At 47.5% G+C, this 24,125-nt stretch carries 23 protein-coding genes; 15 read left to right on the forward strand and 8 right to left on the reverse strand.

Annotated features, from left to right (window positions below):
• Window positions 1-13: 13 nt before the first annotated feature.
• Both IC229_RS21570 and IC229_RS21575 read right to left on the reverse strand, forming a co-directional pair.
• Window positions 14-466 (reverse strand): GNAT family N-acetyltransferase, encoded by a 453-nt coding sequence (locus tag IC229_RS21570; RefSeq protein WP_190889091.1) that lies wholly within the window; start codon window positions 464-466, stop codon window positions 14-16.
• A gap of 45 nt (window positions 467-511) precedes the next feature.
• Window positions 512-670, reverse strand: coding sequence for a hypothetical protein (locus tag IC229_RS21575; protein ID WP_190889092.1), 159 nt, complete (start codon window positions 668-670; stop codon window positions 512-514).
• A gap of 60 nt (window positions 671-730) precedes the next feature.
• Between IC229_RS21575 and IC229_RS21580 the strand changes: the two genes are divergently transcribed.
• Together IC229_RS21580 and IC229_RS21585 are read left to right on the forward strand one after the other, a co-directional pair.
• The gene (locus IC229_RS21580) at window positions 731-1,582 is read left to right on the forward strand and encodes a DUF4198 domain-containing protein (protein WP_190889093.1); all 852 of its coding nucleotides are present in this window, start codon (window positions 731-733) and stop codon (window positions 1,580-1,582) included.
• A 51-nt stretch (window positions 1,583-1,633) separates the two neighbouring features.
• The gene (locus tag IC229_RS21585; protein ID WP_190889094.1) at window positions 1,634-2,173 is read left to right on the forward strand and encodes a DinB family protein; all 540 of its coding nucleotides are present in this window, start codon (window positions 1,634-1,636) and stop codon (window positions 2,171-2,173) included.
• 146 nt (window positions 2,174-2,319) lie between these two features.
• Here IC229_RS21585 and IC229_RS21590 read toward each other — a convergent pair whose 3' ends face one another.
• From IC229_RS21590 to tilS, 3 genes are all read right to left on the reverse strand, one after another.
• On the reverse strand, window positions 2,320-4,602 hold the full coding sequence (locus tag IC229_RS21590) for an OmpA family protein (protein ID WP_190889095.1): 2,283 nt from the start codon (window positions 4,600-4,602) through the stop codon (window positions 2,320-2,322).
• Between the two features lie 169 nt (window positions 4,603-4,771).
• Window positions 4,772-5,050, reverse strand: a complete 279-nt coding sequence (locus IC229_RS21595) for a hypothetical protein (protein ID WP_190889096.1) — start codon at window positions 5,048-5,050, stop codon at window positions 4,772-4,774.
• Window positions 5,051-5,214: 164 nt separating this feature from the next.
• A complete protein-coding gene (gene tilS / locus IC229_RS21600) occupies window positions 5,215-6,549 on the reverse strand; it encodes a tRNA lysidine(34) synthetase TilS (protein WP_190889097.1) in 1,335 nt (444 codons plus the stop codon).
• A 33-nt stretch (window positions 6,550-6,582) separates the two neighbouring features.
• On the opposite strand from tilS, the gene IC229_RS21605 reads away from it, so the two are divergent.
• From IC229_RS21605 to IC229_RS21650, 10 genes are all read left to right on the forward strand, one after another.
• Window positions 6,583-8,418 carry an OstA-like protein gene (locus IC229_RS21605; protein ID WP_190889098.1) on the forward strand — a complete coding sequence of 612 codons (1,836 nt, stop codon included), beginning with the start codon at window positions 6,583-6,585 and terminating at the stop codon, window positions 8,416-8,418.
• A 95-nt stretch (window positions 8,419-8,513) separates the two neighbouring features.
• Window positions 8,514-9,164 carry a T9SS type A sorting domain-containing protein gene (locus IC229_RS21610; RefSeq protein WP_190889099.1) on the forward strand — a complete coding sequence of 217 codons (651 nt, stop codon included), beginning with the start codon at window positions 8,514-8,516 and terminating at the stop codon, window positions 9,162-9,164.
• Between the two features lie 120 nt (window positions 9,165-9,284).
• Window positions 9,285-10,184, forward strand: coding sequence for an outer membrane protein assembly factor BamD (locus IC229_RS21615; protein ID WP_190889100.1), 900 nt, complete (start codon window positions 9,285-9,287; stop codon window positions 10,182-10,184).
• A 58-nt stretch (window positions 10,185-10,242) separates the two neighbouring features.
• The gene (locus IC229_RS21620) at window positions 10,243-10,554 is read left to right on the forward strand and encodes a DNA-directed RNA polymerase subunit omega (protein WP_190889101.1); all 312 of its coding nucleotides are present in this window, start codon (window positions 10,243-10,245) and stop codon (window positions 10,552-10,554) included.
• Between the two features lie 162 nt (window positions 10,555-10,716).
• Window positions 10,717-11,964: a bifunctional phosphopantothenoylcysteine decarboxylase/phosphopantothenate--cysteine ligase CoaBC gene (gene coaBC, locus IC229_RS21625; protein WP_190889102.1), complete on the forward strand. Its 1,248-nt coding sequence runs from the start codon at window positions 10,717-10,719 to the stop codon at window positions 11,962-11,964.
• Entirely contained in the window at window positions 11,961-12,875 is a 915-nt protein-coding gene (gene porD / locus IC229_RS21630; protein ID WP_190889103.1) for a type IX secretion system protein PorD, read from the forward strand. The genes coaBC and porD overlap by 4 nt, the downstream gene beginning before the upstream one ends.
• 87 nt (window positions 12,876-12,962) lie before the next feature.
• The gene (recN, locus tag IC229_RS21635; protein WP_190889104.1) at window positions 12,963-14,636 is read left to right on the forward strand and encodes a DNA repair protein RecN; all 1,674 of its coding nucleotides are present in this window, start codon (window positions 12,963-12,965) and stop codon (window positions 14,634-14,636) included.
• Between the two features lie 128 nt (window positions 14,637-14,764).
• Window positions 14,765-15,217 (forward strand): viral A-type inclusion protein, encoded by a 453-nt coding sequence (locus IC229_RS21640; protein WP_190889105.1) that lies wholly within the window; start codon window positions 14,765-14,767, stop codon window positions 15,215-15,217.
• Window positions 15,156-15,851 (forward strand): SCO family protein, encoded by a 696-nt coding sequence (locus tag IC229_RS21645; RefSeq protein WP_190889106.1) that lies wholly within the window; start codon window positions 15,156-15,158, stop codon window positions 15,849-15,851. The genes IC229_RS21640 and IC229_RS21645 overlap by 62 nt, the downstream gene beginning before the upstream one ends.
• Complete coding sequence (locus IC229_RS21650; RefSeq protein ID WP_190889107.1) at window positions 15,848-16,270, forward strand: c-type cytochrome; 423 nt, start codon at window positions 15,848-15,850, stop codon at window positions 16,268-16,270. Before IC229_RS21645 ends, IC229_RS21650 begins: the two co-directional genes overlap by 4 nt.
• Window positions 16,271-16,312: 42 nt before the next feature.
• On the opposite strand, the gene lptC is transcribed toward IC229_RS21650, so the two are convergent.
• Genes lptC through IC229_RS21665 form a run of 3 tightly spaced genes read right to left on the reverse strand, consistent with a single transcriptional unit; the run spans window position 16,313 to window position 18,987 of the window.
• Window positions 16,313-16,912 (reverse strand): LPS export ABC transporter periplasmic protein LptC, encoded by a 600-nt coding sequence (lptC, locus tag IC229_RS21655; protein ID WP_190889108.1) that lies wholly within the window; start codon window positions 16,910-16,912, stop codon window positions 16,313-16,315.
• 13 nt (window positions 16,913-16,925) lie between these two features.
• Window positions 16,926-18,224 carry a hypothetical protein gene (locus IC229_RS21660; RefSeq protein WP_190889109.1) on the reverse strand — a complete coding sequence of 433 codons (1,299 nt, stop codon included), beginning with the start codon at window positions 18,222-18,224 and terminating at the stop codon, window positions 16,926-16,928.
• The gene (locus IC229_RS21665) at window positions 18,184-18,987 is read right to left on the reverse strand and encodes a type III pantothenate kinase (RefSeq protein WP_190889110.1); all 804 of its coding nucleotides are present in this window, start codon (window positions 18,985-18,987) and stop codon (window positions 18,184-18,186) included. Before IC229_RS21665 ends, IC229_RS21660 begins: the two co-directional genes overlap by 41 nt.
• Window positions 18,988-19,619: 632 nt before the next feature.
• Here IC229_RS21665 and rho point away from each other — a divergent pair.
• From rho to IC229_RS21680, 3 genes are all read left to right on the forward strand, one after another.
• A complete protein-coding gene (rho, locus tag IC229_RS21670; RefSeq protein WP_190889111.1) occupies window positions 19,620-21,836 on the forward strand; it encodes a transcription termination factor Rho in 2,217 nt (738 codons plus the stop codon).
• 228 nt (window positions 21,837-22,064) lie between these two features.
• Window positions 22,065-23,078, forward strand: a complete 1,014-nt coding sequence (locus IC229_RS35940) for an OmpA family protein (protein ID WP_190889112.1) — start codon at window positions 22,065-22,067, stop codon at window positions 23,076-23,078.
• Window positions 23,079-23,145: 67 nt separating this feature from the next.
• Window positions 23,146-24,021 carry a sterol desaturase family protein gene (locus IC229_RS21680; RefSeq protein ID WP_190889113.1) on the forward strand — a complete coding sequence of 292 codons (876 nt, stop codon included), beginning with the start codon at window positions 23,146-23,148 and terminating at the stop codon, window positions 24,019-24,021.
• The last annotated feature ends 104 nt before the right edge of the window (window positions 24,022-24,125 follow it).

Genomic DNA, 24,125 nt, shown 5'->3' on the forward strand with positions numbered 1-24,125 from the left:
GTTTTGTTTGCACTTATAATTTCTTCTCCAGAACAATAGTCAACCCGCGTTTTCCCTGAACCGTTCCAACAATATCGAAGCCGTGTTGCAGATTCATGATGAGCATGGAACGCCACTGATTATAAGTCTGCGTCCGGATGGTCTGGTATCCGTGCTGGCGGCACCATTCGTGCTGGCGTTTCATCAGCTCCGAGGCAATGCGCTGCCCTCGAAAATCAGGATGAACGCCCCCAAGCCAGCTATAAAATTCGCCGGGCTGACGCTCGTAACCGAGTTTACAACCAACAACCCGCTCGCCCACTACAGCCAGTTCAAATTGTAATCCGGTACGTTTCAGGTGATACTGAAGCTGGTCTGAAAACTCCTCCCGAGATTGATTGGCAAATACATCAATGAGCAACGCAAGCAGTGAGGTTGCCAGGGGCTCAGGCGGTAAATTTTCGTAGGATAAAAAACGCAGTTCCATTCAGCGAAAATGCAGAAAAGAACCTGTCGACCCAAATAAGCAAGACTACCGATCAGGGCATTTCTTGCATCGCTTGCCTTTTTTGTACTTCTTGCAGCACTTTTTCAGTACGCATTCATGCCCCAGAAACGGGTTCGACTGCATTGGCGATTTCGACGTAGCGTCGACAGTAAAACAATCAGCTATAACAGCTTCAGCGTTCATGCTCACGAGTTGATTGAACACCAAAATTAACATTCTTTAGATTCATTACAAATAAAATTCATGAAATATTGTTTATGGATCGTCAATAGGCTAATACCTAACGTATTAAAATTCAGAAAAATAGCCAGTGCTACGTTTGTTTTCGGGCTTAGTTTGTGTCTTGTTTTTGGTCATGAGTTCTGGCTTCAACCTTCCCGCTTTTTTGCGGATGTGGATGATAAAATAAGCCTGCAAGTGCTGGTTGGTGAAGGATTTCAGGGCGAGCGGTCGGAAGGGAAAAAGAATCGAATTATTCAGTATCGACACTACATTGGCCAGAGCAGTACCGACTTATCCTCTGCCCTAACCGGTGATTCGTATGGCGATGTTACAGTGTCTCTGAAATCGGAGGGCACGCACCTGTTTAGTTTTACCAATACGCCTAAATTTCTGACCATGAAGCCCGATAGTTTTCTACTTTATCTTGAGGAAGATGGTCTTGATAACACCATTGCAGCTCGTAAACAACAAGGTAATACCGACAAACCCAGCCGCGAACTCTATCAGCGATGTGTGAAAACACTGGTGCAGGTGGGCTCGAAACCCGATGATACGTTTGCCAAAAATACCGGCATGAAACTGGAAATTATCCCGACTAAAAACCCGTATGCGCAACGCCCAGGCGACGAAGCTCTATTTACGATTCTCTTCGACAATAAACCGGTGGAGGGAGCGCTGGTACGTTACTGGAACCGTAATACAGCGAATAAATTGACGGAAGAAAAGCAGCGTTCAGACAAACAGGGGCACGCTACGTTTAAGCTTCGGGCCGGCAGCAATATGATTAGTCTGATCAGGATGGTTCCTCACGAGAATAAAGCGGAGGCCGATTGGCATAGCTACTGGGGCAGTCTGACGTTTGGGTGTCAGTAGTCGTAGAAGTAGCGTTTTCAAGTATACAGATTTTTTCTTCTGCCGTTACGTATGAACAATACACCACCCATAGAAACGCGTGAGGTTTGGCTTCGTGGGCCACTACCCGACGTACCACCGCTACTTCAACCCATTGCGCACGCCCTTATGCAGGCTCGTGAAGAGGTCAAAACGTTACTGGGCGATTTTCCCGAAACATTACTTTGGGAGCAACCTACCAATCCCCGAAACGGACACCAACTCGCCAGCGCCGGTTTTCATCTGCAGCATCTGACGGGCGTTCTCGACCGACTTTTTACCTACGCTCGTAGGGAACCGTTATCCGATCAACAACTTGCTACGTTAGCTGTTGAGGGAAAGCCGACTGAGCCACGACCAACCGGTCAGGAAATGATACGTCAGTTCAATGAACAAGTTGAGAAAGCACTTTTTCAACTCCGACAAACCGACGAGCGTACACTCACGGAGGTACGTAGCGTCGGGAGGTCGCAATTACCTTCAACTGTAATTGGCCTGCTGACACATTCGGCGGAGCATACCATGCGACACGTCGGTCAATTGCTGGTAACTTCCCAACTGATCGCAACGTAACGATGTAGTCTAAGAGGCTGTGTGTCTAATTTACATAGAAAAAGCGCAGGTCAATGACCCGCGCTTTTTCTATTATAGCCTATTTCATGCTTTTACTTTTTTGTCAGTAATCGCCGTTGGCGATTTAGAATCTTAGCCACTACGTCTTATTGTACGGCTACAATTTTAAACTCAGTACGCCGGTTCTGCTGGTGTTCGCCCTCGCTACAGTTTACGCCATCTACGCAACCATTCAGGATTTCGCTTTCTCCGTAACCCTTGGAAATCAGTCGACTGGAAGGCACTCCTCGCGATACCAGGTAATCAAGTGCTGCGCGAGCCCGGTTTTCCGACAGGCGAATATTATAGGCATCAGTTGCGCGAGCGTCGGTATGCGAACGTAGTTCTATTTGCATCTGCGGGTATTCCTTCAGAATAGCCAGTACGTGGTCAAGTTCCCGGGCAGCATCCGCACGGATGAAGAATTTATTCAAATCGTAATAGATGTTCTTCAACTGGAATACATCGCCAACGCCGTACAAACCAAGCGAATCCGTTACAACACGTGTACTTTTCTTGGTCTTATTATACTTGGCTTTTTTAGTAGCGTAGCGATCTTTCTGAGCCGTAATGGTGTAAGGCGCGTTCGGCTTCATATCGAACTCATAGCCGCCATCTGGTCCAGTCGTAACGGTCTGCTCTGATTTATCCTTTTCGTTACGTAGCGTCACTTTCACACCCGTCGCTGGCTGCTGGTTCACCTCGGTTTTGATTACGCCTTTCACCAGGGTATTTTCCGACCGTTCCAGATAAATCGATACGTTCATTACCGGTTTTTGCGACTGCGTCAACGTAGAGAAGCGAACGCTGTTCATCGCAAAGCCCTCTTTAACAGCCTTGAATTCGTATTCGGTGTTCGAATCGACGCACAGGTCGGCACGGCCTTCTACGTTCGTTAGGCGTAGGTCCTGATTCACGCCATTACGCATGATACGTACATCGGCGTTTTCGAGTGCTGTTCCGGTTTTGGCATCGTACACAAAAATATTGAGTTGTTTGCAGTTCCGGCGGAACGCATAAATATCATCGTCGCTGACGCCCTTTTTGCGATTGCTGCTAAAATAACCCGTCGTTTGGCCTTTATCCGTGATGATACCAAAGTCATCTTTTTCAGAATTAATCGGCGCTCCTACGTTCTGTACTCCTTTGTAAGCAACACCTTCACGTAGTTCGGCAATAAATACATCCAGGCCACCCAGACCTTCGTGCCCATCGGACGAAAAGTAAAGATTATCGCCTTCCGCTACGTAGGGGAACATCTCATTTCCCTCCGTATTGATTTCTTTACCCATGTTTACGGGCGTGCCCCACTGGCCGTTATTGTATTCTACTACGTAGATATCCGTGCCGCCAAATCCGCCCGGCATATCCGATGCAAAATAGAGTTTGGTGTTGTCGGGTGAGAACGCAGGGTGACCTACGGAGTATTCGCTACTATTGAATGGAAGCTCTTTTACCTCGACCCATTTTCCGTTCTTATTCACGGAAGAATACAATTTTAATTTTCTTACACCGTCATTGCTTTTCCCTGCTTTCCCCTTACTTCCATTGTTACGGGTAAAGACAATTACGTTCTGATCTTTGGTGAAGGTCATGGGGCCTTCGTGGTATTTTGTATTAAGGGTCCGGCTGAAAATTTCGGCTTTTGTCAGTTTTTGCCCGTCAGCTCCGAATTCTTCGGCAGGAACTTTCCCATCACCACCGCTACCGAGTACAGCTGAGCCCGGTGAACGTTTTACTTCCGTAATAGGAACATGCAACTGATTGGTATCGGGGTGGAAATAGAGGTCCAGAAATGGCGTCTGGTTCCAGTTGAAAACACGTTTGATAACGCCCCCTTCATCGCGCGACGATACAAAGACTAACCCGCCTTTGTAAAACATCGGGCTGAAATCGGCTTGACGTGAATTGATCGGAAGATTGTATAATCGGTAGGAAGACGAATCCTGGTAAAAGCGACTCATGTCCATGTACGAAACCGTATAACGGCGTCCACGGAGATCCTGACCCTGTTTTTCACCATACAGGCTATACATTTTCTGGGCTTCGCGGTACTTTCCGTTCTGAGCCAGTGCCTGCGCAAAATACATATAGATTTCACTGTCCAGGTCAGTGTAATTTTTGGTCAGTTCGCTATACACCCGTTCTGCATTACGCGTATCCTGCAACTTGCGATAGCTGTACGCCAGCTTAATCATCGCATCACGCGTCTCGGCGGGGTCTTTCTTTTTGTCAGCGCGCAAAAACTCCTCATACGCCCGCACCGCGTTGACATAGCTGAAATTATCAAACTGCTTATTGGCCGCTCGTAACTTCGCACTTTGTGCCTGAACACCCAGGCTCCACAAGGCCAGTCCTGCCAGTAGCAGAACCCGTACAATTCGGTTCATGATTTTTAATGAGTTAGAGAAAAACAGGACTCGCCCAAACACTAACAAATAAAGTGCCAACTTTACAAAAGTACGTTTTTTCTCAGTTAGTGGGCAAAATGGTGGCGGGTTCTTATTCAAAAAATACAATTTAGCGATTTTTTTATCAATAATCCGGATACACTAATTCTCAACGTCGTTTTCGAACCCGAATCACCACCGAAGTAGTCGTCAGAGGAAAAGGATACGAAAGCGAACATTCAAAACGAAGGGGTGCATTTTGCAGAGGTGGGCAGTCATAGATTTCATAATTGAGATAAGGGTCAACAAAAATAGAGTAGCTATCCGTACCGTCATCCCATTTTAAGGTTCGCCTAAACTGCCCTTTGTCGTCAGTCAGTACGGTATAATCTCCGGTAGGAGAAGCCGAATATAGTCCACCTTTCGAACCAGAGAAAGTTAAAGTCACTTTGGGTAAAGGCGTTCTAGTTGAATCTTGAACTACTCCTTCTACCAGCGATGATTTGATAGAATGGTCAAAGCACGAACTGGTAAACGCCACTAAAACAACCAGCCAAACTATCTTTTTAATAAAACGTTGGCTTACTGTTCCTTCTCCCGGCTTCATAAATTCTACTGATATTGTACTTTTATAATCCTGCAAGTGTCATCCGTCACCCGAAATAAATGAGAAATACGGCGGCCGATAACCCACACAATAGCTCCTTTAGACAGCAGTACGTTGGTATTGCTACGCTCTGATCGACTTACCTTAAGATCGTTCAGCAAATCACTTACCAACTTACTGCCCTTTAGACCAAGTGGATGAAAGCGGTCACCTTGCTGCCACGGACGAATGGTGAGCGGAAACGTAAGCTTATCGGCATCTAGATATGCGACTGCCGAGTTGGTAGGTGGATGAAAATCAGCTGGCTTCTCAAACAACTCAAACTGAAGCGTTACGTCTCCAGGCAACGTAACAAGCTGATTAGGGTAACTATCCAGCACAATGGCAAAATCATTTCGATCAGACAGCGGCTCCAGCAGCAAACCGCTACGTTCGTGTACTATTCGATGCGTTGCTGACTGAAACACCTGCCCGGCGGGTTTCTGGAACGTAGCCACCAACTGAGTAACCTGGTCGGCTGTAAAGCCAAACGGTTTCAGCCACTCGCCTAGCCGAAAAGCAACTTCAGAAACGCCCGTTAACTTGTCCAATGGCAGCCAGACACGCTCATTTTCTACAATGACCAGTTGCTGCCACGAGCGATTAAGTTCTTCCTGAACCAGTTTTTCAGCCGCCCGCAACTTCTCAACAGTTCGCGGCCAGGTATACCATAAACTCGGATTCAGGCTTGTTAGTACCGGTACAACGTGGTGACGGATTCGGTTACGGGCGTATTTATCCGACTGATTAGAACTATCCTCCCGATACGTAACATGCTGTTCTTCGGCGTAAACAGTTAGTTGTTCACGCGTGGCGAAGAGCATGGGACGTATCAGATCTCCCTGGCGGACAGCAATTCCATGCAAACCAGCCAGTCCAGTACCACGCGTGAGATTGAGCAACACCGTTTCCAATACGTCGTTTTGATGATGCGCTGTGGCGATGCTAACATAGTGATGATTAATTAGCAGTTCGTTGAACCAGGCGTAACGCAATTGACGTGCAGCCATTTGAATCGATACGTTACTTTGAGCAGCAATTGCCGTCGTATCAAAATGCGTCAAATGAAATGGAACTCCATATTCGGCGGCCTTGTTGGCCACAAATAACGCGTCGGCCTCTGACTCATCGCCCCGCAAACCAAAGTTTACGTGAGCTATGGCAAATGACTGACCCGCGCGATGAAAAAGACGAGCCATCACCATCGAATCCAGTCCACCGCTCACAGCCAGCAACACTCGACCGGTTGGCTCAACCAGTTCCTTACCGTTAATAAATGCTAAAAAATCCTGTTCTAACATCCAGAATCGACCCTAAGCCGTAGTTTTGTTTATATGATTCGCTTGATTTCCAGCTTTACTGCCCTCATTCTGCTCAGTTTTCTGTTCGTGCTTACACCTGCATTGGCTCAGGTTCCAACGCCTTCGCCCGCACGACCGGCTACGAACGACAAAGTAGAACTGTTGCCGGGGGCTGACAGTCTGGTGGGTATCAACGTACCGGGTCAGGTGGTTCGAAAGATCTACAATAACGTTCGATTTCGGCAGAAAGGCATGTTGCTCTACTGCGATCTGGCGATTCAGAACGTAACGACCAACGTTATCGAAGCCTATGGCCACGTCCGGATGCTTCAGGGCGATACCATCAGCGTACGGGGCGATACGTTATTTTATTACGGCAACACCCGGCAGGCAAACGGTCGTGGACACGTAGTGATGCGTGACCGCAAAATGACCCTGACCACTTCCCAGCTCGACTATGATATGCTGTCGGGCATTGCGCATTACCCAAAACCCGGACGTATTGTCGATAAAGAGAACATACTGACCAGCCGCGAAGGCTATTACGACACGCACACGAAGTTATTTACGTTTCGCCAGAATGTCCGCTTAGTCAATCCCAAAGGTACGCTTACGGCCGATTCGCTGCTCTATAATTCGCTGACTCGCATCGCTACGTTCCAGGGGCCAACCCGAATTACAAACAAAGATGGCATATTGACAGCCGTTGCAGGCGATTATAATACCGTAACGGGCATTTCAAATTTCCAGCGACGCGCTACGGTCGAAACGCCAAAATATCAACTCACGGGCGATTCGCTGTACTACGATAACGTATCAGAGCTCGGTGTTGCGAAAGGCAACGTAGTAATGGTCGCTAAAGACAAAAAAGCGGTCATTACGGGCGAACACGTGCGCTATAATGGAAAGATCGGTATCTCGCGGGTAACGGGCCGGCCGGTTGCCAAAAGTCTGGCGAACGAAACCACTAACGATACGCTTTACATGCGGGCCGATACGTTGTTTTCATTCGATAATAAAGTAACTAATACGCGCCGATTTTTAGGCCAGAAAAACGTATTTGTCTATAAATCCGACCTGCAAAGCAAGTGCGATTCATTGATTTACGACACCGCGGATTCGACAATTTATTTCTACAAAAAACCGATTGTCTGGAGTCAGAATAAATATCAGATGGAAGCCGATTCAATTCGGGCGTTGATGAAAAATAACCGAATCAATACGTTATTCATGAAAACAAAATCCTTCGTGATTTCGCTTGATACGTTGAAAAATTTCAATCAGATAAAAGGACGTACCATCACCGCCTATTTCGAAACCAAAATCATCTCAACAACAGCTACTTCCGCGTCGGCAACTCAAGTTAGCAAACAGGTATCGGGCACAGCAATAAATGCAAAAAATGGATCGGTTTTTGCAACGAATTCAGTACCCAAAGGCGTATTAGAGAATAAAGTCAGTAGCCCAAAATCCACAACAGCCCTAGCACGCGAGCAAACCTCTCTCGACCGGGTCATTGTAGATGGCAACGGCCAAAGTATTTATTACGCAGTTGACGATAAGAATAAAATGATCGGGCTAAATCACGTGGAGTGTAGTCGAATGAACATCGACTTTAACGACAATAAGGTGGGTCAGATTCGATTTTATGGAACGCCAGATTCGCAGTTGATTCCGCCGAAAGAAATAACTTCCGAGAATGAACAGCTCGATGGTTTTCGGTGGCGGGACGCGGAAAAGCCGACAAAAGGACAGGTATTGTGGATCGAAACACCCCCTGCCGAGCAGCCTGGGGTTAAAAAACCAGTAAAAAATAAGTCGAAAATTAAACCATTGGCTCAAAAATTCGTTCAAAAGGCAACAAATTAGACCGTTTAACAATTTTTTAGATAATAGACCGTTGACTTTGTCTTTTATCGTGAATAGGTTTGTGTTGAGTATTTGTGCATTTGTAGAGGACTTTCATGAAACAATTTATACTTATTGGTGTATTGTCGGGCTTGCTAATGGCAACAATCCCGCTCCGGGCGCAGGTCGCTCCGAGGGATTCTGATGGCCGAAAGGGAAGCCGACTTGAGCTGGGGCGCACGGCGAAAACCAGTACAACCACCATCGCGAATAAGCGTTTTTCGGTAGTGCCCAACCCGGCGCTGTCGAACTACGACCATCCCATAACGGTCAATAAAAATAAGGCTATCAACGAGCATTACCGCGCCCTGTTGATGCCGAGTGCCAGCGCCCGAACAGGTTCATCTGTCTCAACCGAACTAACGGCAGCTGCCCCTCCCAGCGAGCTACGTTCAGCAACACCCGTACAGGAAGGTAGCAACCGGATGTACACGAGTGATAAACTCTGGGTGTCGAACGTGTATCCAAACCCCGCTGATGACGTTGCTGAGTTGGATTACCAGTTCAGTGGTTCGGTTGGTGAAGCAAAACTGGTGCTGCTCAACGTATTGGGCGCTCCTGTACCCGGCTACGAACTCAACCTGGAACCGACCGACCGAAAAGTCAGAATCATGACCCGGCCGCTGGATACCGGTTACTATCTGTATCAACTCACGGTTGATGGTAAAAAAGTAGCTACCAAACGGTTACTTGTCCGCCACCAGTAATCAGTTGATTTGTTAAAATTGCATAAACGGGCTTTGCCTTCTTTATTTTTCAGCACTATACCGGGCTACATCGTCGTTGAAGCGGTGTAGCCTGTATTTTTTTTGTATCTTTGCAAACGTATGCAACACCGTCATATTGGTAAGATTCTGCTGGGGGCCTGGGTCATATTTTGTTTGGGCTCATGCAGTCCGTTCTCAAAATTGCAGAAAAGTGGGAGCGACGACGAAAAATATAAGGGTGCCCTTAACTATTATAAAAAAGAAGACTGGTACCGCGCCGGGCTGCTCTTCGAAGAACTGATTCCGGTACTAAAAGGTAGCACCGAATCAGAAATGGCCCAGTTTTACTACGCTTATACGCAGTATCGTCAGCAGCAATATTTGCTGAGTGCTACGCTCTTCAAAAAGTTTTACGAGACGTTCGCCCGGTCGGAATACGTGGAGGAAGCGATGTATATGTACGCCAATTCGTTGTACAAAGACACACCCGCCTTTAACCTCGACCAGTCAAACACGTTGACTGCTACGTCGGCTCTGCAAGACTTTCTGAACACGTACCCAGATAGCAAATATAAGGGTGATGCTACTAAACAGATTCTGGATTTGCGGGGTAAATTAGAGCGTAAAGCCTACGAAAAGGCCATGCTGTATTACAAAACCAGTGGCTTTAATATCGCTTCCTATAAATCGGCCGTGATTGCGATCAATAACTTCCAAAAGGAGTTTCCTGATTCGGAATATAATGAAGAGCTGGCGTTCAAGAAGGTAGACGCAGAATTCAGTCTGGCACAGAATAGCCTGGAAACCAAGCAAAAGGAACGTTATCAGGAAGCAATCAGTTATCATCAGGCATTTGTAGATAAGTATCCCAATAGCCGATTCCTGAAACAGGCGGAAAAAATGTACGAAATCAGTCAGAAAGAAATCGAACGACTGAACAAGCTGGAACAGGAGCGCGAACAAGAAAAAGAACGTCTGAAAAACCTCAACCGTCCCGCCAAAGTAACGGCAGCAAATTAAATTTAAGTCGATAGTCATCAGCACTGCCGACTATCGCCTATTGACTAGCAACTATATTATGGCAACCAACCAATCCATTATTACCCGCGATAACGATAAAATTGCGGCTCACACTGGTAACCTGTACGAATCGGTGGCGATTATCTCAAAACGCGCACGGCAGATTGCAACCAAAAACAAAGAAGAACTGAGCAACAAATTGTCGGAATTCGTTTCAGCGGTCGATAATCTCGAAGAAGTGTTCGAAAACCGCGAACAAATTGAGATTTCGAAGTTCTACGAGCGGATGCCGAAGCCTACGTCTATTGCCACAGACGAGTTTCTGGAAGGTAAAATATACTGGCGCAATAACGAAGAGCCACAATCGTAGTATCATCAGGTATTCTGTTTCACAAGACCGCATGGTACTTCGCCGTGCGGTCTTGGCGTTTTAGTTACCGTTCCGTTTTTTACGTTTCAGGCAAGCTGGCACATCGTTCGACACCATTAACATGGAATTTGAAATCTAGACCCTGAAACATAAATTTCTCCTGTGAAAGATAAACGCATTCTTCTTGGGGTTACTGGAAGCATTTCGGCGTATAAATCAGCTCTGCTCGCTCGTCTGCTAGTGAAAGCTGGGGCTGAGGTGCAGGTAATTATGACCGAATCAGCTAAAGCGTTCATAACACCATTAACGCTAACTACTTTATCGAAGCGGCCGGTACTGTCTTCGTTTGTGGCTTCTGAAAAGGAGGGGATCTGGAATAATCACGTTGAATTGGGTTTGTGGGCCGACGTAATGCTGATTGCTCCGGCATCGGCTCATACGCTCGCTCGCTGCGCAACGGGCTTCTGCGATGACTTGCTTTCGGCCGTTTATTTGTCGGCACGTTGCCCCGTTTTCTTTGCTCCGGCTATGGACGTCGATATGTATCGACACCCAACGACAGTTCAGAATTTGCGTCAGTTGACTACGTTTGGCAACCATATTATTGAAGCAGAGCATGGTGAATTGGCCAGTGGACTGATTGGCGAAGGCCGTTTAGCCGAGCCCGAAACCATTGTGCAGGCGATACGTGATTTCTGGGAAAAATCGGACGTAATAAAGGCAAATCCTGATCATAAGCCTTCTACTACGTTAACAGCTCTTCACGAAAAAAATGTACTGATTACAGCAGGGCCAACTCAGGAAGCCATTGATCCGGTACGTTACATCAGCAACCATTCTACTGGAAAAATGGGCTATGCCATCGCACGGGCTTTTGTACAGGCGGGAGCCAACGTAACACTGGTAAGTGGTCCAACCCACTTGTCCCTCCCCGACCCGACCGTTCAACGTATCGACGTGCGGTCAGCGCAGGAAATGTTTGAGGCTACGCAGGCTCAATTTGCGCAGGCCGACGTAGTAGTATTGAGTGCGGCTGTTGCCGATTATACGCCCACCCACCCAGCAGATCGGAAAATTAAAAAAAAGGAATCCATTTTTTCACTGGAGTTAACTAAAACAACCGACATTGCCGCTACGTTAGGAAAACAGAAACAACCCGGGCAATTGATGATGGGGTTTGCACTGGAAACCGATAACGAACAGGCCAACGCGCTGAAGAAATTGCACGCTAAAAATTTAGACTGGATTGTCTTAAATTCACTGCGTGATCCAGGAGCGGGTTTCGGGCACAATACCAATAAAATTACCGTTATTGATAAAGACGAACAAACCCACGAATTTGCACTGAAATCGAAAGACGAAGTGGCACAGGATTTGGTCGAACTGGTAGCGAAAAAACTTGCCGTATGAAACAGGTAGTCTTCTTATTTTTTCTGATGAGTTTTGCCTTTTCGGCTAGGGCTCAGGAGCTTAACTGTCAGGTAACCATTAATTCTGACCAGTTATTTGCCCAGCAGAAAACCGATTTTTCGTATGTAAACCAGTTGAAGGGCATCATCACGGAATTCATGAACAACCGTCGCTGGACCAACGACCAGTTTGCGGTTTCGGAACGTATCAATTGCTCGCTCTCCATCAATCTCATCAAGTCGCTGACACAGGGAGCTTTCGAAGCTACCGCCCAGATAACCGTGACCCGGCCTGTTTACGGAACGACCTACGAAACAACCATCTTTAGCTACGTAGACCGGTCTTTTAACTTCGTTTATCTGCCCACTACCCCTGTGTATTTCCGTGACAATCAGTTCACTGATGATCTGACCTCGTTGCTGGCTTTTTACGCCAATGTCATTCTCGCAGTCGATTATGATACGTTCAGCAAGCAGGGCGGGAATCCCTATGTTCAGCGGGCTTTTGCCATTACGAATCTGGCGCAGCAAGGGTCGCCTAACGGTGCGTGGCAAACCGGTGGCGATCGGCGAAATCGGTACTGGCTGATTGAAAATATGCAGAACCAGCAGCTAATTCCATTTCGTGAAGGGCTGTATACGTATCACCGCATGGGACTTGATATTTTTGCGTCCAATCCAGTGCAGATTCGCAAACAAATGTTAACCTTCCTGGGTACAATACGTACTATTGGTCTGCAATTACCAAACTCGGTGTTAATCAACTCATTTTTCGATGCGAAATCGCAGGAGTTGTATAATATTTTTTACGAAGGAACTCCGACGGAGCGCAAACAGGCGTTTGATTTGCTGTCGTATTTAGATCCGGCCAAAACAGAAAATTACAGAAAATTAATCACCTCAGGGCAGTGAACAGCCAATAAATGAGTAATGAATAACTATCAATAGGTAAGTATTATTTATTACTCATTATTCATTTACTTATGCCTTAGTACTTATATGCTCTCCCATTTATTGATAAAAAATTACGCACTGATTGATGAGCTTTCCCTCAGCCCCAATCGGGGTTTAAACATCATTACGGGCGAAACTGGTGCGGGAAAGTCCATCATGTTGGGAGCCATCGGTTTATTACTGGGCAACCGGGCTGATACCCGCGTTCTTTATAATCCCGAAAAAAAGTGTGTTATAGAAGGTACCTTTGGCGTATCGGGCTATATTATCGAGCAAATTTTCGAAGAAGAGGAATTAGATTATTCCGATGTCTGCATTGTTCGTCGGGAAATAAGTGTGAGTGGTAAATCGCGGGCGTTTGTCAACGATACGCCCGTTAATCTGGAAACGCTACGTCGGGTAACGAGCCAGATGATGGACATTCACTCGCAGCACGATTCAGTGTTGCTTGGCTCCAATGAGTATCAGTTGGAAATCGTTGATACGTATGCCCAGAACGACAATCTGCTACGTAATTACCATGCTGATTACCAATCATATCGCGCAAAAAAAACAATCTATGACCAGCTTCAATCCGAAGCGGCAGCGATGCGCAAGGAATTTGATTACAACAATTTCCTATATGAAGAATTAGTCAAAGCACAACTGCAAACCGACGAACAGGAATCGCTAGAACAGGAATTGACAATTCTGGAAAATGCTGAAGATATTAAGGATCGGCTGCAGCTAGCCTACGAATATTTAGACAATACTGAACAGTCAGTAATTGACTTTTTAAAAGGTGCGGTCAGTAATCTGGCCTATATCAGCAAATTGTCGGATCAGTACGAGCAGTTGCAGCAGCGGGCGCAAAGCAGTCTGATTGAACTACGCGATCTAGCCGACGAAATTAGTAGCGAACAAGACCGCGTAGAGGTGGACGACACGCGTGCGGAAACCATCCGTGAGCGTCTGAACCTGATTTACCAGCTTCAGACCAAGCATCAGATGAAGGACGTTAACGGGCTGATTGCGCTGCGTAACGAACTCGGTCAAAAGGTGAGCAAGGTGCTGAATCTGGACGATGCCTTAGCCGAAGCCAAAGCCGCTGCTACGGCTGCATACACACTACTCCAGACCAGTGCTGATACGTTATCGACCTCGCGACAGGCCGTTTTACGTCCCATCGAAACCGAAATTGGTGGACTGCTTCACGATTTGGGAATGCCAAATGCATCGTTGAAAATTGACTCCGAAACAGGAAAGCCGACAGCTACGGGTGTCGATACGATTTCGTTTCTATTCAGTGCCAACAAGGGCGTGAAGCCTCAGCAACTGAAAAACGTGGCTTCCGGCGGTGAATTTTCGCGCTTGATGATGGCGATCAAGTACATTCTGGCCAATAAGCGTTCGTTGCCGACCATTATTTTCGACGAAATCGACACGGGTGTTTCGGGTGAGATTGCTATAAAAATGGGCAATATGATGCGCGATATGGCTCATAGTCACCAGATTATCGCCATTACGCACCTACATCAGATCGCTGGACAGGGTGTCGAACATTACTTTGTCTATAAGGATAATTCCTCCGACAAGACCGTCAGCCGTATTAAAAAACTGACACTGGAAGAGCGTATTCAGGAAATCGCGCAGATGATTGGCGGCAAGAATCCGTCGGCTAGTGCACTGAAAAATGCCCGCGAAATGCTGAAACAACGCGCTGTTCCGGCCACTAAATAAAGTTTTAAAACCGCAGCGAGCGCTAAGTATTCGCAAAGGTTCGCGGATCACTTAGCGTATCTTTGCGAATACTTAGTGCTCGCTGCGGTTTTAATTAAATCCCCCACAAATAGTACAACTACACTTCTATGAGAAAAAGTACCCTGGTTTTGGCAGGTTTTCTTATAATCACCTCTGCCTTCTGGTCCTGTAAGTCTGGTGATGACGTAAAAGAGGCTGAAAATGAAGTGTTTGCTCTTCATGATGAAGTCATGCCAAAAATGGACGACATCATGCGATTGCGAAAATTGTTGACACAATACGTAGCAGCCGCCGACAGTGCAAAAGACTCGGGTTCGGCCGCAGGAACCTTACGAACGAGCGAAGAAAGAGAACAGGCCGGTCGTCTGCTTCTGAATTTGAACGTAGCAGATAGCCTGATGATGGGCTGGATGGATCACTATAATGGCGATACGTTGGCCAAGTTATCTTCGGATGATGCGTTACGTTATCTGACTGACCAAAAAGAACAAATTACCGATGTTAACACGAAAGTTAAAACCAGCATTGATCAGGCTATGCAGTTTCTGCAAAAGAAATAGTAGCGCTACGTTACTGATTACGCTGGCTGTTCTGCTGTTACGCTGCAACTCGTCTGGCGATAAACTTCCGATTCTGGGGGAGCGGGAAGCGGTCACGAAAACAGTTGATGGAAAGCCCGTTACGGATTCAGTTGATCACACTATTCCTGATTTCAAATTTATCAGTCAGTACGGCGATACCGTAACAGCTAAAACAGTATCGGGGAAAATCTACGTAGCAGATTTCTTCTTTACGAGCTGCCCGACCATTTGCCCCAAAATGAAAGTGCAGTTGAAGCGGGTCTACGAAAAGTTTAAGGGTAATCCGAACGTAATACTCCTGTCGCATACCATCGATCCGGCCCACGACTCGGTGTCGGTGCTTAACCAATTTGCCAAGGATTTGGGCGTGACCGACCATCAATGGCTGTTTGTGACGGGCGACCGTGAGAAAATTTACGATATTGGTCAGGGTAGCTATATGGTTACGGCTCAGGAAGATGCTTCTGCTCCCGGCGGTGTTGTGCATAGTGGGGCCTTCATTCTGGTTGATAAAGAACGGCACATCCGGGGCATTTACGACGGCACTACCGAAGCCGGTGTCGACAAGTTAATTAATGACATGAACCGGCTCCTTGCCGAATACACTTCATGAAGTATACATTCCCTGGCGTTTTCGCATTCCTTCTCTTTCTAACGACGGTGTTTGCCTGTCAGAGTGAAGAGGAAATCAAGCGGCAACGCTATATTACGGAAGGAATTCTGGTATATAAAAACAACTGCGCCAACTGCCACCAACCTAAAGGCGAAGGACTGGCAGCACTCTACCCTCCGCTTGCAAAGTCTGATTATCTAGGCGATAAAAACAGTGTAATCTGTCTCATTCGTTACGGTCAGAAAGGGCCAATTGTGGTTAATGGTAAAACCTATAACCACCCCATGCCAGCTCAACCACAACTCAGCGACCTCGAAGTTGCCGAGCTGGTCACGTATATCTACAACGAATGGGGGAATGAAAAAAAGGTGACCAGCGTAACTGACGTAACGCCGATTTTGAAAGAGTGTAAAAAGTAATCGCTGACGTAACTCCGACAGCCGGAGTTGTTGGGGCCTCAATCAAATCCCCCCTTCCATATTGAAGATTCCGGTTGGCTTGCGGATGGAATATTGTGAAAAATCCTGGTTGGCGTCGAGCCCGATTCCGTAAAGTTTTTCGCCCGTTTGCTGGCTAAGCACGGTCACTCGCTTATCAGTGTAGACTTTTTTTGAGATAGGGTTCCAGGTGAGTTCGGGTGTGAGTAGCTTTTCCTGTTTTTGCTTGTTGATAACTACTACGTTACCCATCACAGTGTACAAATCTTTCGCCCGGTCGTAGCGGCCCGAATCCGAACGTAGCGTGGTGACTTCCTCACCGGCTGTCCCGTAAAACACAATATTGACAGGTTCCGGGTATTTTCGGTTGTCGTTTTCGTAGCGGTATTGCTTAGGCGTAGTCAGCTTCACTTTCACCAGAGCATTCTCGCTGTATAGCAGCTTTACGTCGTTTATTTCTTCAACCGGCCCCGTATACCGTGCTACGTTTTTGGCTTGTTTCGGCTCTTCGCAGGCAATTAATGAAAAATTTATAATGAGTAATGAATAATAAAAAATACTACGTATCCATGCAGGAGCCATTCCCCATCGACCGGTCTTCATCATCCATTTTTCATTATTCATTATGTATTACTGTTTAATCCACCACCTGCTTACGGAACCACCAGTCGTTCAGGGAGAAGCCAAGTGCAAATCGCACATACTGTTCCCGAATCTGTGTTCCGGTTAAGACTCCCCGCTGGCCTCCGACAATAGACAGCGTTACGTGGTTGACTAAATAGGCACCCAATGGTAATGATAATCCAACGCTTCCGCTGACATCAGTAATTTGGGAGCCGTTTACGCGATACGGCATTTGATTATACTGGAAACCAGCCCGGTATGTAATTAAATCCCGGTAACGCATGGAACTGGCTTTAGGCGTGTATTCGATACCAGCGGCTATGTTCATGCCGTCGACAAGGTTCCCCGGCTTATTATCGGGCGTGCGGTAGAGGCTCCACTGCTGAAACCCAACATCGACCCCAAATACCAACGTATTGTTTCTCTCCAGACTGATGCCAAAGCGAGCCTGCTGCGGCAACGTAATATGCCCATTCGAGTTGAGCCGGATTGTATCGGCAGCCGCTAAGGCCTGCCCAGACAAGGTCGTCTGATAAATATCCGTTTGACGGGCGTTGATACGTAGTTGAGGGTCATAGGTTGCACCTACATTCAGTGTCCATGCATCGCTTAGTTTCGGACGCCAGGCAGCTCCCAACCGCCACACAATGTCGCTATATGTTGTCCGGCTCAGACGATTCACCCGTAAATCTTCCGCACTAATCAAAGCGCGTGAATCAGATGAATGTGTAATGTTGCCGAACAGGAACGAAGCATCGACACCAACGTAGATATTTTTCGTCACGCGAACGCCATTGGAAACGGTGGCTTTATTTATTCCACCTTCGCCTTTGTAATTGTATTCCGCAGTGAAATTCGTACCGGGTACAAGCTCTCTCTGCTGCGTGTTGTAATTGACGAACGTATAAGGTCGTAGGCCAAGCGATATATTCCAGCGGGAATTTGCCGGAAAAGCTAGTGCCAGATAACCCAGGTTCCCACCCGAATTACGCTGGCTTTGCCGTCCATTATTGATATTCTGACTCAGCCCTTTCGATTGGGCTATCAGTCCTACTTCAAAGACAGTAAATCGCGACCGACGCGCCAGTAACGCTGGATTCTGCAAATTCAGGTAAAACGGGCTGGCATTACTTACGCCAATGCCCCCCATGCCCATGTTGGTTACGTTACCTTCACTATACATATCGCCAATTCCCAAAGCAGAATAGGGCGAATTGCCCAAACTCTGCGCCCAAACTACCGGCGATGTCGCGGCAACAGCCAGCAAACTACTACTTATTACCTGGCGTACCTGTCTGTAAATTCTCAACATTATGACGTAAAATTCGATTCAACCCAATCAGCACGAGTTCGGGAACTACAAATATCGGGGGTTTCAGACGACTTTCAAAAAACGAAGCATCACCTCCACACACTAATACCACTACATTCGGCCATCTTGACCGATAGTATTCAATGAGTCCGTTCAATTCAAACAGGAGCCCATTCAACACGCCACTTTCCATTGCCTGCCGCGTATTCTTGGCCAGCACCATTGGCCAATTCGCTGCTACGTCAATATTCGTTACCTCAAGCATCGGTAATCGAGCGGTCTGCTCATGCATCGCCCGAAAGCGCATCCGCAACCCCGGCGAAATCAGCCCACCCTGAAACGTAGCGTCGCCATCGACGAAATCGGCGGTAAGGCAAGTGCCCAGATCAATCACCAGACACGGCTCACCCGGAAACAACGTAACGGCACCTACCGCCGAAGCTACCCGGTCGGCTCCCAACGTAGCGGGGGTATCGTATGCCTTTCGTATGGGCACAGCCGTTTGCGCGTCCAGTACCCAAACATCGGTCTGCAAACCGATTAGCCTGGCACGAATTTCGTCGGCAGGCCGATTCGTAGAGGACACAATTACCTGCTTCACAATTCGTTGCTTCAGCTCAGTCAGTAACGTATCAACTGATACGTATCGTTTTGTTTCCAGCAGAGTTGATTCATCGAACCAGCCTGTCTTCAAACTCGAATTTCCCCAATCGATAACCAGATTCAGGGGTATAGCAACGGGAGATTTGTGTTCCAATTCCATGAATACTCGAACAGCCAACGCTGATTTCCGCTACAAAATTTGTAAATCTGTGGCGAATTAAGTTTTTTTAACGACAGAAACAGTTTGGGTCTGGTATTTGTATACGTATCGGTGATGGGTGGGTAGTACGTCGACGCCCGCCAAACTGGTATAGCCCTGAAAAGTGTTTATTAATTTTTGTTGATTCGGGAAACATTTGCCTAACAATAACGTTATCTTGACAAAACCGGAACAAACCAGTACATTTGTTTCCATCAAGCTAGCGCGGCAGGTAGTGCTTTTTGAAAAGCCGTAACCCATATTCAGCAGTAATACCTACGGCAGACCAGCGCAACATCGCATCGTCGTTTTCTGATTAGTTTGACAACCGGCCTGTCTGGCCCCACCAGAGCATTAGGTTCGGAATCATAAAATCATCCCAGTTTAATATTTTGGTTCTTTTTTCATCACGTAATTACCTGAATCTGTGAAGGTTAATTTGATTAACCAATCAGTGCTCCTGCTTAATAAACCGCTGCACGACCTGATTTTCCGCCAGCCATCAAAACTATCTTTTCTTATTTCAACCAGTTCCAATTTCCATCCTTACCGCTCCAACGGTCCTTTCAAGGTTTATTGCTAACCTGACCTCTATGTATAACAAGGAAGATTTAAGTATGAAACTCCTTTCGGAGCTTCAACCAATTGCCGCCGAATTCGGCATTCGCGACACAGCTAAGTACACGAAAGAAAAACTTATTCTGAAAATATTGGGCGAACAGGCACTTCGACCCGGACCGGAAGAAACGGCCCCCGTGGCCGAAACTCCGCGTAAAGGCCGTCGCACAAAAACGACCGAAACTGTTGCCGATACGCCTGCACCGGTAACTCCACCGGTCGATGCTACGTCGCCCCTTTCGGAAACCCCGAAACCGCGTGGTCGTGTCCGCAAGGAAATCACGCCTAAGGTGGCTGAAACCACCAACGTAGCACCTACAGAAATCACGGAACCCGTAGTGTCAACGCCGGTGCCTGAAGTTACCGCTACGTCTGAGCCGACGACTTCCAATCCTGAAGCGACTACGTTGCCCTCCGAAACTCGGGACCAACCGCAAACGCGTACCCCACGCACTCGTCTCGACGAACCACGTCAGCAGTCGCTACCGCTACGTAACCGTAATGAAAACGGACGTGACGGTGGTCAACAAAATTCAGGCGATACTAATACGTCATCAAACGACCGTAATTTCCGTCCCGGCGCGCCACGTAACGATCGGAATGGGCGGCCTGATTATAACCAGTCGCGTCCGTCACGACCTGACGGAAATGGTCAGCGAGACACCAATCGGCAGCGATTTGAAACCAATCGTGACCGGGATGCCGGACCACGCGATAATGGACCACGAGACGGCGGTCAACGAGATAACAATCAGCGTCGGGATCAACGCCCCCGCACTCAGCGCGTGTCTACGGATGAGTTAACGTTGAACTTTGGTACGCAACCCGAAGACGAGTTTCTGACACCAACGGTTGTTTCGGCCGATACAGCTCCCAGCATGGAGTCGACGGAAAATACTGGCAACGTCGCTGCGCCTGCCGTTGAACCGCAGGAAACGCCCGAAGGCCAGTCTGAGCAACCCGGCCAACCCGAAACGAATCAGACCGGTCAACCGAGTGTACCAGGCCCTTCGCGCGAAGCGCAGGAATACCAGAATCGCATCCGTCGTCAGTATAACCAGCACATCCGGGAGTTCGACGGCATTATTGATAATGAAGGCGTACTGGAAATTATGCAGGATGGCGGCTACGGTTTTCTTCGCTCTGCCGATTATAACTACCTGGCCAGCCCCGACGATATTTACGTATCACCCTCGCAGATCAAACTGTTTGGCCTGAAAACGGGCGATACGGTACGTGGTGCCATCCGCCCACCGAAAGAAGGCGAGAAATATTTTGCCCTGCTACGTGTCTCAACCGTAAACGGCAAAACGACAGAAGAAATCCGCGACCGGATTCCGTTTGAATACCTTACTCCGCTTTTCCCCGACGAACATCTTCGGTTGAGTAACCGCCCCGAAAATTATTCGTCGCGCGTACTGGACCTGTTTGCTCCCATTGGTAAAGGTCAGCGTGGTATGATTGTGGCCCAGCCAAAAACGGGCAAAACGGTGTTACTTAAGGAGATCGCCAACGCTATTACGCAAAACCACCCTGAGGTTTATCTGATCGTGCTGCTGATTGACGAACGCCCGGAAGAGGTGACTGACATGGCACGTAGCGTGAATGCCGAAGTGATTTCCTCTACATTCGATGAGCAGGCCGACCGGCATGTAAAAGTGTCGAGCATGGTGCTGGAGAAAGCCAAACGGATGGTTGAATGCGGCCACGACGTAGTAATTCTGCTTGATTCCATTACGCGTCTGGCCCGTGCTTATAACACTGTGGTTCCATCGTCGGGTAAGATTCTGTCCGGTGGTGTGGATGCCAATGCGCTACACCGCCCGAAGCGGTTCTTCGGTGCTGCCCGGAACGTAGAGAATGGCGGTTCTCTGACGATCATCGCTACTGCGTTGATCGACACAGGTTCGAAAATGGACGAGGTGATTTTTGAAGAATTCAAAGGTACTGGCAACATGGAACTTCAACTTGACCGGAAGCTGGCCAACAAGCGAGTTTACCCGGCTGTCGACGTACTGGCTTCCGGCACACGTCGCGAAGACTTGCTGCTGGATAAAGAGACGCTGCAACGTGTCTGGATTCTCCGCAAACACATGGCCGATATGAACCCAATGGAAACGATGGACTTCCTGCTCGAGCGCATGAGAGGTACACGTACCAACGAAGAGTTCCTGATTTCGATGAACCGGTAGTACATCTAGATTATACCTCTAACTAAAAAGCCTGACTGCTACGTAGTGGTCAGGCTTTTTTTAATCGGGAATTAATAGCGCCGGTAACACGAATGCGTTGATTTGCGACTGAACGATGCTTAACTCCGTCAGGATGAGCCCATTTTGCTATTGGGGTGACTTGATAAAGATCGTTACGTTCAGTTATTCATTCCATTCACTACGTACCAGGCCTATTACGATCTTTTCATGAAAAATTTTCTGGCGGGCATTTTCCTGCTTCCTCTCCCCTGTCTGGCACAGGATATCAAAGCGTATCAGAATTACGATTTCGTGGCCGGCGACAAAATTATTTTCGCCGACGACCTGGCCGATTCTCCGCCAGGCGAATTTGATCCGCACTGGAAGTTAATTGAAGGTCAGGCCGTTGTTAATAAAGTGAGCGATGAGAAAGCCTTTTTCATTACTAAATACTACACCAAATTGGCTCCCCGTGTGAAAACGCCAGCCTATTTGCCCAAAAACTTTACACTTGAGTTCGACAGTTACCTCGATGCGGCCTACGACAGCAACGAAGGCATTTACATTCAGTTTTTGAATGACACGGAACCCGTCGTGAACATTAGATCGAACCGCGATTATTCCGTGTTTGATGGCCCTGATACTAAACTGAATGGCGAATATCCTAAAGCGATTGCCGCCGAAAATTACTTCAATAAGTGGCATCACTACGCCATTGCCGTGAAAGACAATCAGGTAAAAATTTACTGCGATCAGTACAGAGTGCTGGTCGTACCAGAAGTGATTTTCAAGGCCACTTCGCTGTTAGTAGGTGGTGATGCCAGCGATGGCAAGAACATGATGTTCCGCAATTTCAAACTAGCCGCCGGGGGCGATATGAATCTGATCGGGAAAGCCTTTACTGACGGAAAATACATTTCGCACGGCATTTTGTTCGACGTGAATAAAGCTACGCTGAAACCCGAGTCGATGGGCGAAATCAACGCCATTGTGAACGTACTAACCGCCAACCCTAACCTGAAAGTTGATGTGAGCGGCCATACCGATGCGGATGGGGACGACGCCAGCAATCTAAAGCTTTCTGAAGCGCGAGCTAACACTGTTAAATCGCAGTTGGTGTCGATGGGCATAGAGGCTACCCGACTCACTGCCAAGGGTTATGGAGAAACTAAACCCATTGCAGACAATGCTACGTTCGAAGGGAAAGCGCAGAACCGACGGGTTGAATTTGTGAAGCAATAATGTTCGGGTGAACCTAACTTGAATCTGACGTAGTAAGACCGTAACTTGCATAAAAGTCAGAAAAAGTATGCGGGATTTAATTCAGTACGCCATTCCCGGCTTCATTATTTTGCTGGTTACCGAAGTAATTATTACGGCTAAGCAGCAGAAAGATTATTACGATGCCAAAGACACCGCCAGCAGTCTGGCTATGGGGATTGGCAACGTAATCATCGGGTTTGTCGGAAAGTTGATTGTTTTTGGGACGTATTCGCTGGTGTATAAATTTCGGCTGTTTACCATCGACATGGCTCAGTGGTGGGCGTGGGTAGCGTTGTTTTTTGCCGATGATATCAGTTATTATTGGTTTCACCGCATCAGCCACAGCAGTCGATATTTCTGGGCGTCGCACGTAGTGCATCACTCATCGATAAAGTACAATCTCGGCACGGCGCTACGTCAGACCTGGACGGGCAATATTTCAGGAGCGTTTGTTTTCTGGATTTGGCTACCCTTGATTGGCTTTTCGCCGGTGGCTGTCATGACCATGCAGTCGATCAGCCTCTTATACCAGTTCTGGATTCATACGGAACATATCAACAAATTTCCGGCTCCTATCGAATTCATTTTCAATACGCCTTCACACCACCGAGTGCATCACGGCTCTGATCTGGATTATCTGGATAAAAATCACGCAGGTATACTCATCATCTGGGATCGTCTTTTCGGTACGTTCCAGAACGAACATCAGCGGCCAACGTATGGTCTAACAACTAATATTAATACGTTTAATCCGGTACGTATCGCTTTTCACGAGTGGGCAGCCATCGGGCGCGATGTACGGCGGGCGCGATCGTTTGCTGCGGCCATCGGTTATATTTTCGGCCCGCCCGGCTGGAGTCATGACGGATCGCGCAAAACAACGAAGCAGCTACGTTCCGAACAGGCCACAGAATCCGTATAAGATGAACAAGGCAATACGAACGCTGATTGGAATCAGCATGGTAATCGTCTGGCTAGCAACGTTTATAGTTACTTTCGGTTCCCCAAGTCTTCTCGGAAAAGCGT

This window comes from Spirosoma profusum (genome assembly GCF_014699005.1).
Classification (GTDB): Bacteria; Bacteroidota; Bacteroidia; order Cytophagales; family Spirosomataceae; genus Spirosoma; species Spirosoma profusum.

Excerpts from the sequence above, each read along its gene's own strand:
- recN (WP_190889104.1), top strand. The coding sequence starts at position 12,963 with ATGCTCTCCCATTTATTGATAAAAAATTACGCACTGATTGATGAGCTT.
- lptC (WP_190889108.1), bottom strand. The coding sequence starts at position 16,912 with ATGAATAATGAAAAATGGATGATGAAGACCGGTCGATGGGGAATGGCT.
- porD (WP_190889103.1), top strand. The coding sequence starts at position 11,961 with ATGAAACAGGTAGTCTTCTTATTTTTTCTGATGAGTTTTGCCTTTTCG.
- IC229_RS21615 (WP_190889100.1), top strand. The coding sequence starts at position 9,285 with ATGCAACACCGTCATATTGGTAAGATTCTGCTGGGGGCCTGGGTCATA.
- IC229_RS21640 (WP_190889105.1), top strand. The coding sequence starts at position 14,765 with ATGAGAAAAAGTACCCTGGTTTTGGCAGGTTTTCTTATAATCACCTCT.
- IC229_RS21660 (WP_190889109.1), bottom strand. The coding sequence starts at position 18,224 with ATGTTGAGAATTTACAGACAGGTACGCCAGGTAATAAGTAGTAGTTTG.
- IC229_RS21620 (WP_190889101.1), top strand. The coding sequence starts at position 10,243 with ATGGCAACCAACCAATCCATTATTACCCGCGATAACGATAAAATTGCG.
- IC229_RS21665 (WP_190889110.1), bottom strand. The coding sequence starts at position 18,987 with ATGGAATTGGAACACAAATCTCCCGTTGCTATACCCCTGAATCTGGTT.
- IC229_RS21680 (WP_190889113.1), top strand. The coding sequence starts at position 23,146 with ATGCGGGATTTAATTCAGTACGCCATTCCCGGCTTCATTATTTTGCTG.
- rho (WP_190889111.1), top strand. The coding sequence starts at position 19,620 with ATGTATAACAAGGAAGATTTAAGTATGAAACTCCTTTCGGAGCTTCAA.
- IC229_RS21645 (WP_190889106.1), top strand. The coding sequence starts at position 15,156 with ATGTTAACACGAAAGTTAAAACCAGCATTGATCAGGCTATGCAGTTTC.
- IC229_RS21575 (WP_190889092.1), bottom strand. The coding sequence starts at position 670 with ATGAACGCTGAAGCTGTTATAGCTGATTGTTTTACTGTCGACGCTACG.
- IC229_RS21585 (WP_190889094.1), top strand. The coding sequence starts at position 1,634 with ATGAACAATACACCACCCATAGAAACGCGTGAGGTTTGGCTTCGTGGG.
- IC229_RS21580 (WP_190889093.1), top strand. The coding sequence starts at position 731 with ATGAAATATTGTTTATGGATCGTCAATAGGCTAATACCTAACGTATTA.
- IC229_RS21570 (WP_190889091.1), bottom strand. The coding sequence starts at position 466 with ATGGAACTGCGTTTTTTATCCTACGAAAATTTACCGCCTGAGCCCCTG.
- IC229_RS21590 (WP_190889095.1), bottom strand. The coding sequence starts at position 4,602 with ATGAACCGAATTGTACGGGTTCTGCTACTGGCAGGACTGGCCTTGTGG.
- IC229_RS21610 (WP_190889099.1), top strand. The coding sequence starts at position 8,514 with ATGAAACAATTTATACTTATTGGTGTATTGTCGGGCTTGCTAATGGCA.
- IC229_RS21650 (WP_190889107.1), top strand. The coding sequence starts at position 15,848 with ATGAAGTATACATTCCCTGGCGTTTTCGCATTCCTTCTCTTTCTAACG.
- IC229_RS35940 (WP_190889112.1), top strand. The coding sequence starts at position 22,065 with ATGAAAAATTTTCTGGCGGGCATTTTCCTGCTTCCTCTCCCCTGTCTG.
- IC229_RS21605 (WP_190889098.1), top strand. The coding sequence starts at position 6,583 with ATGATTCGCTTGATTTCCAGCTTTACTGCCCTCATTCTGCTCAGTTTT.
- tilS (WP_190889097.1), bottom strand. The coding sequence starts at position 6,549 with ATGTTAGAACAGGATTTTTTAGCATTTATTAACGGTAAGGAACTGGTT.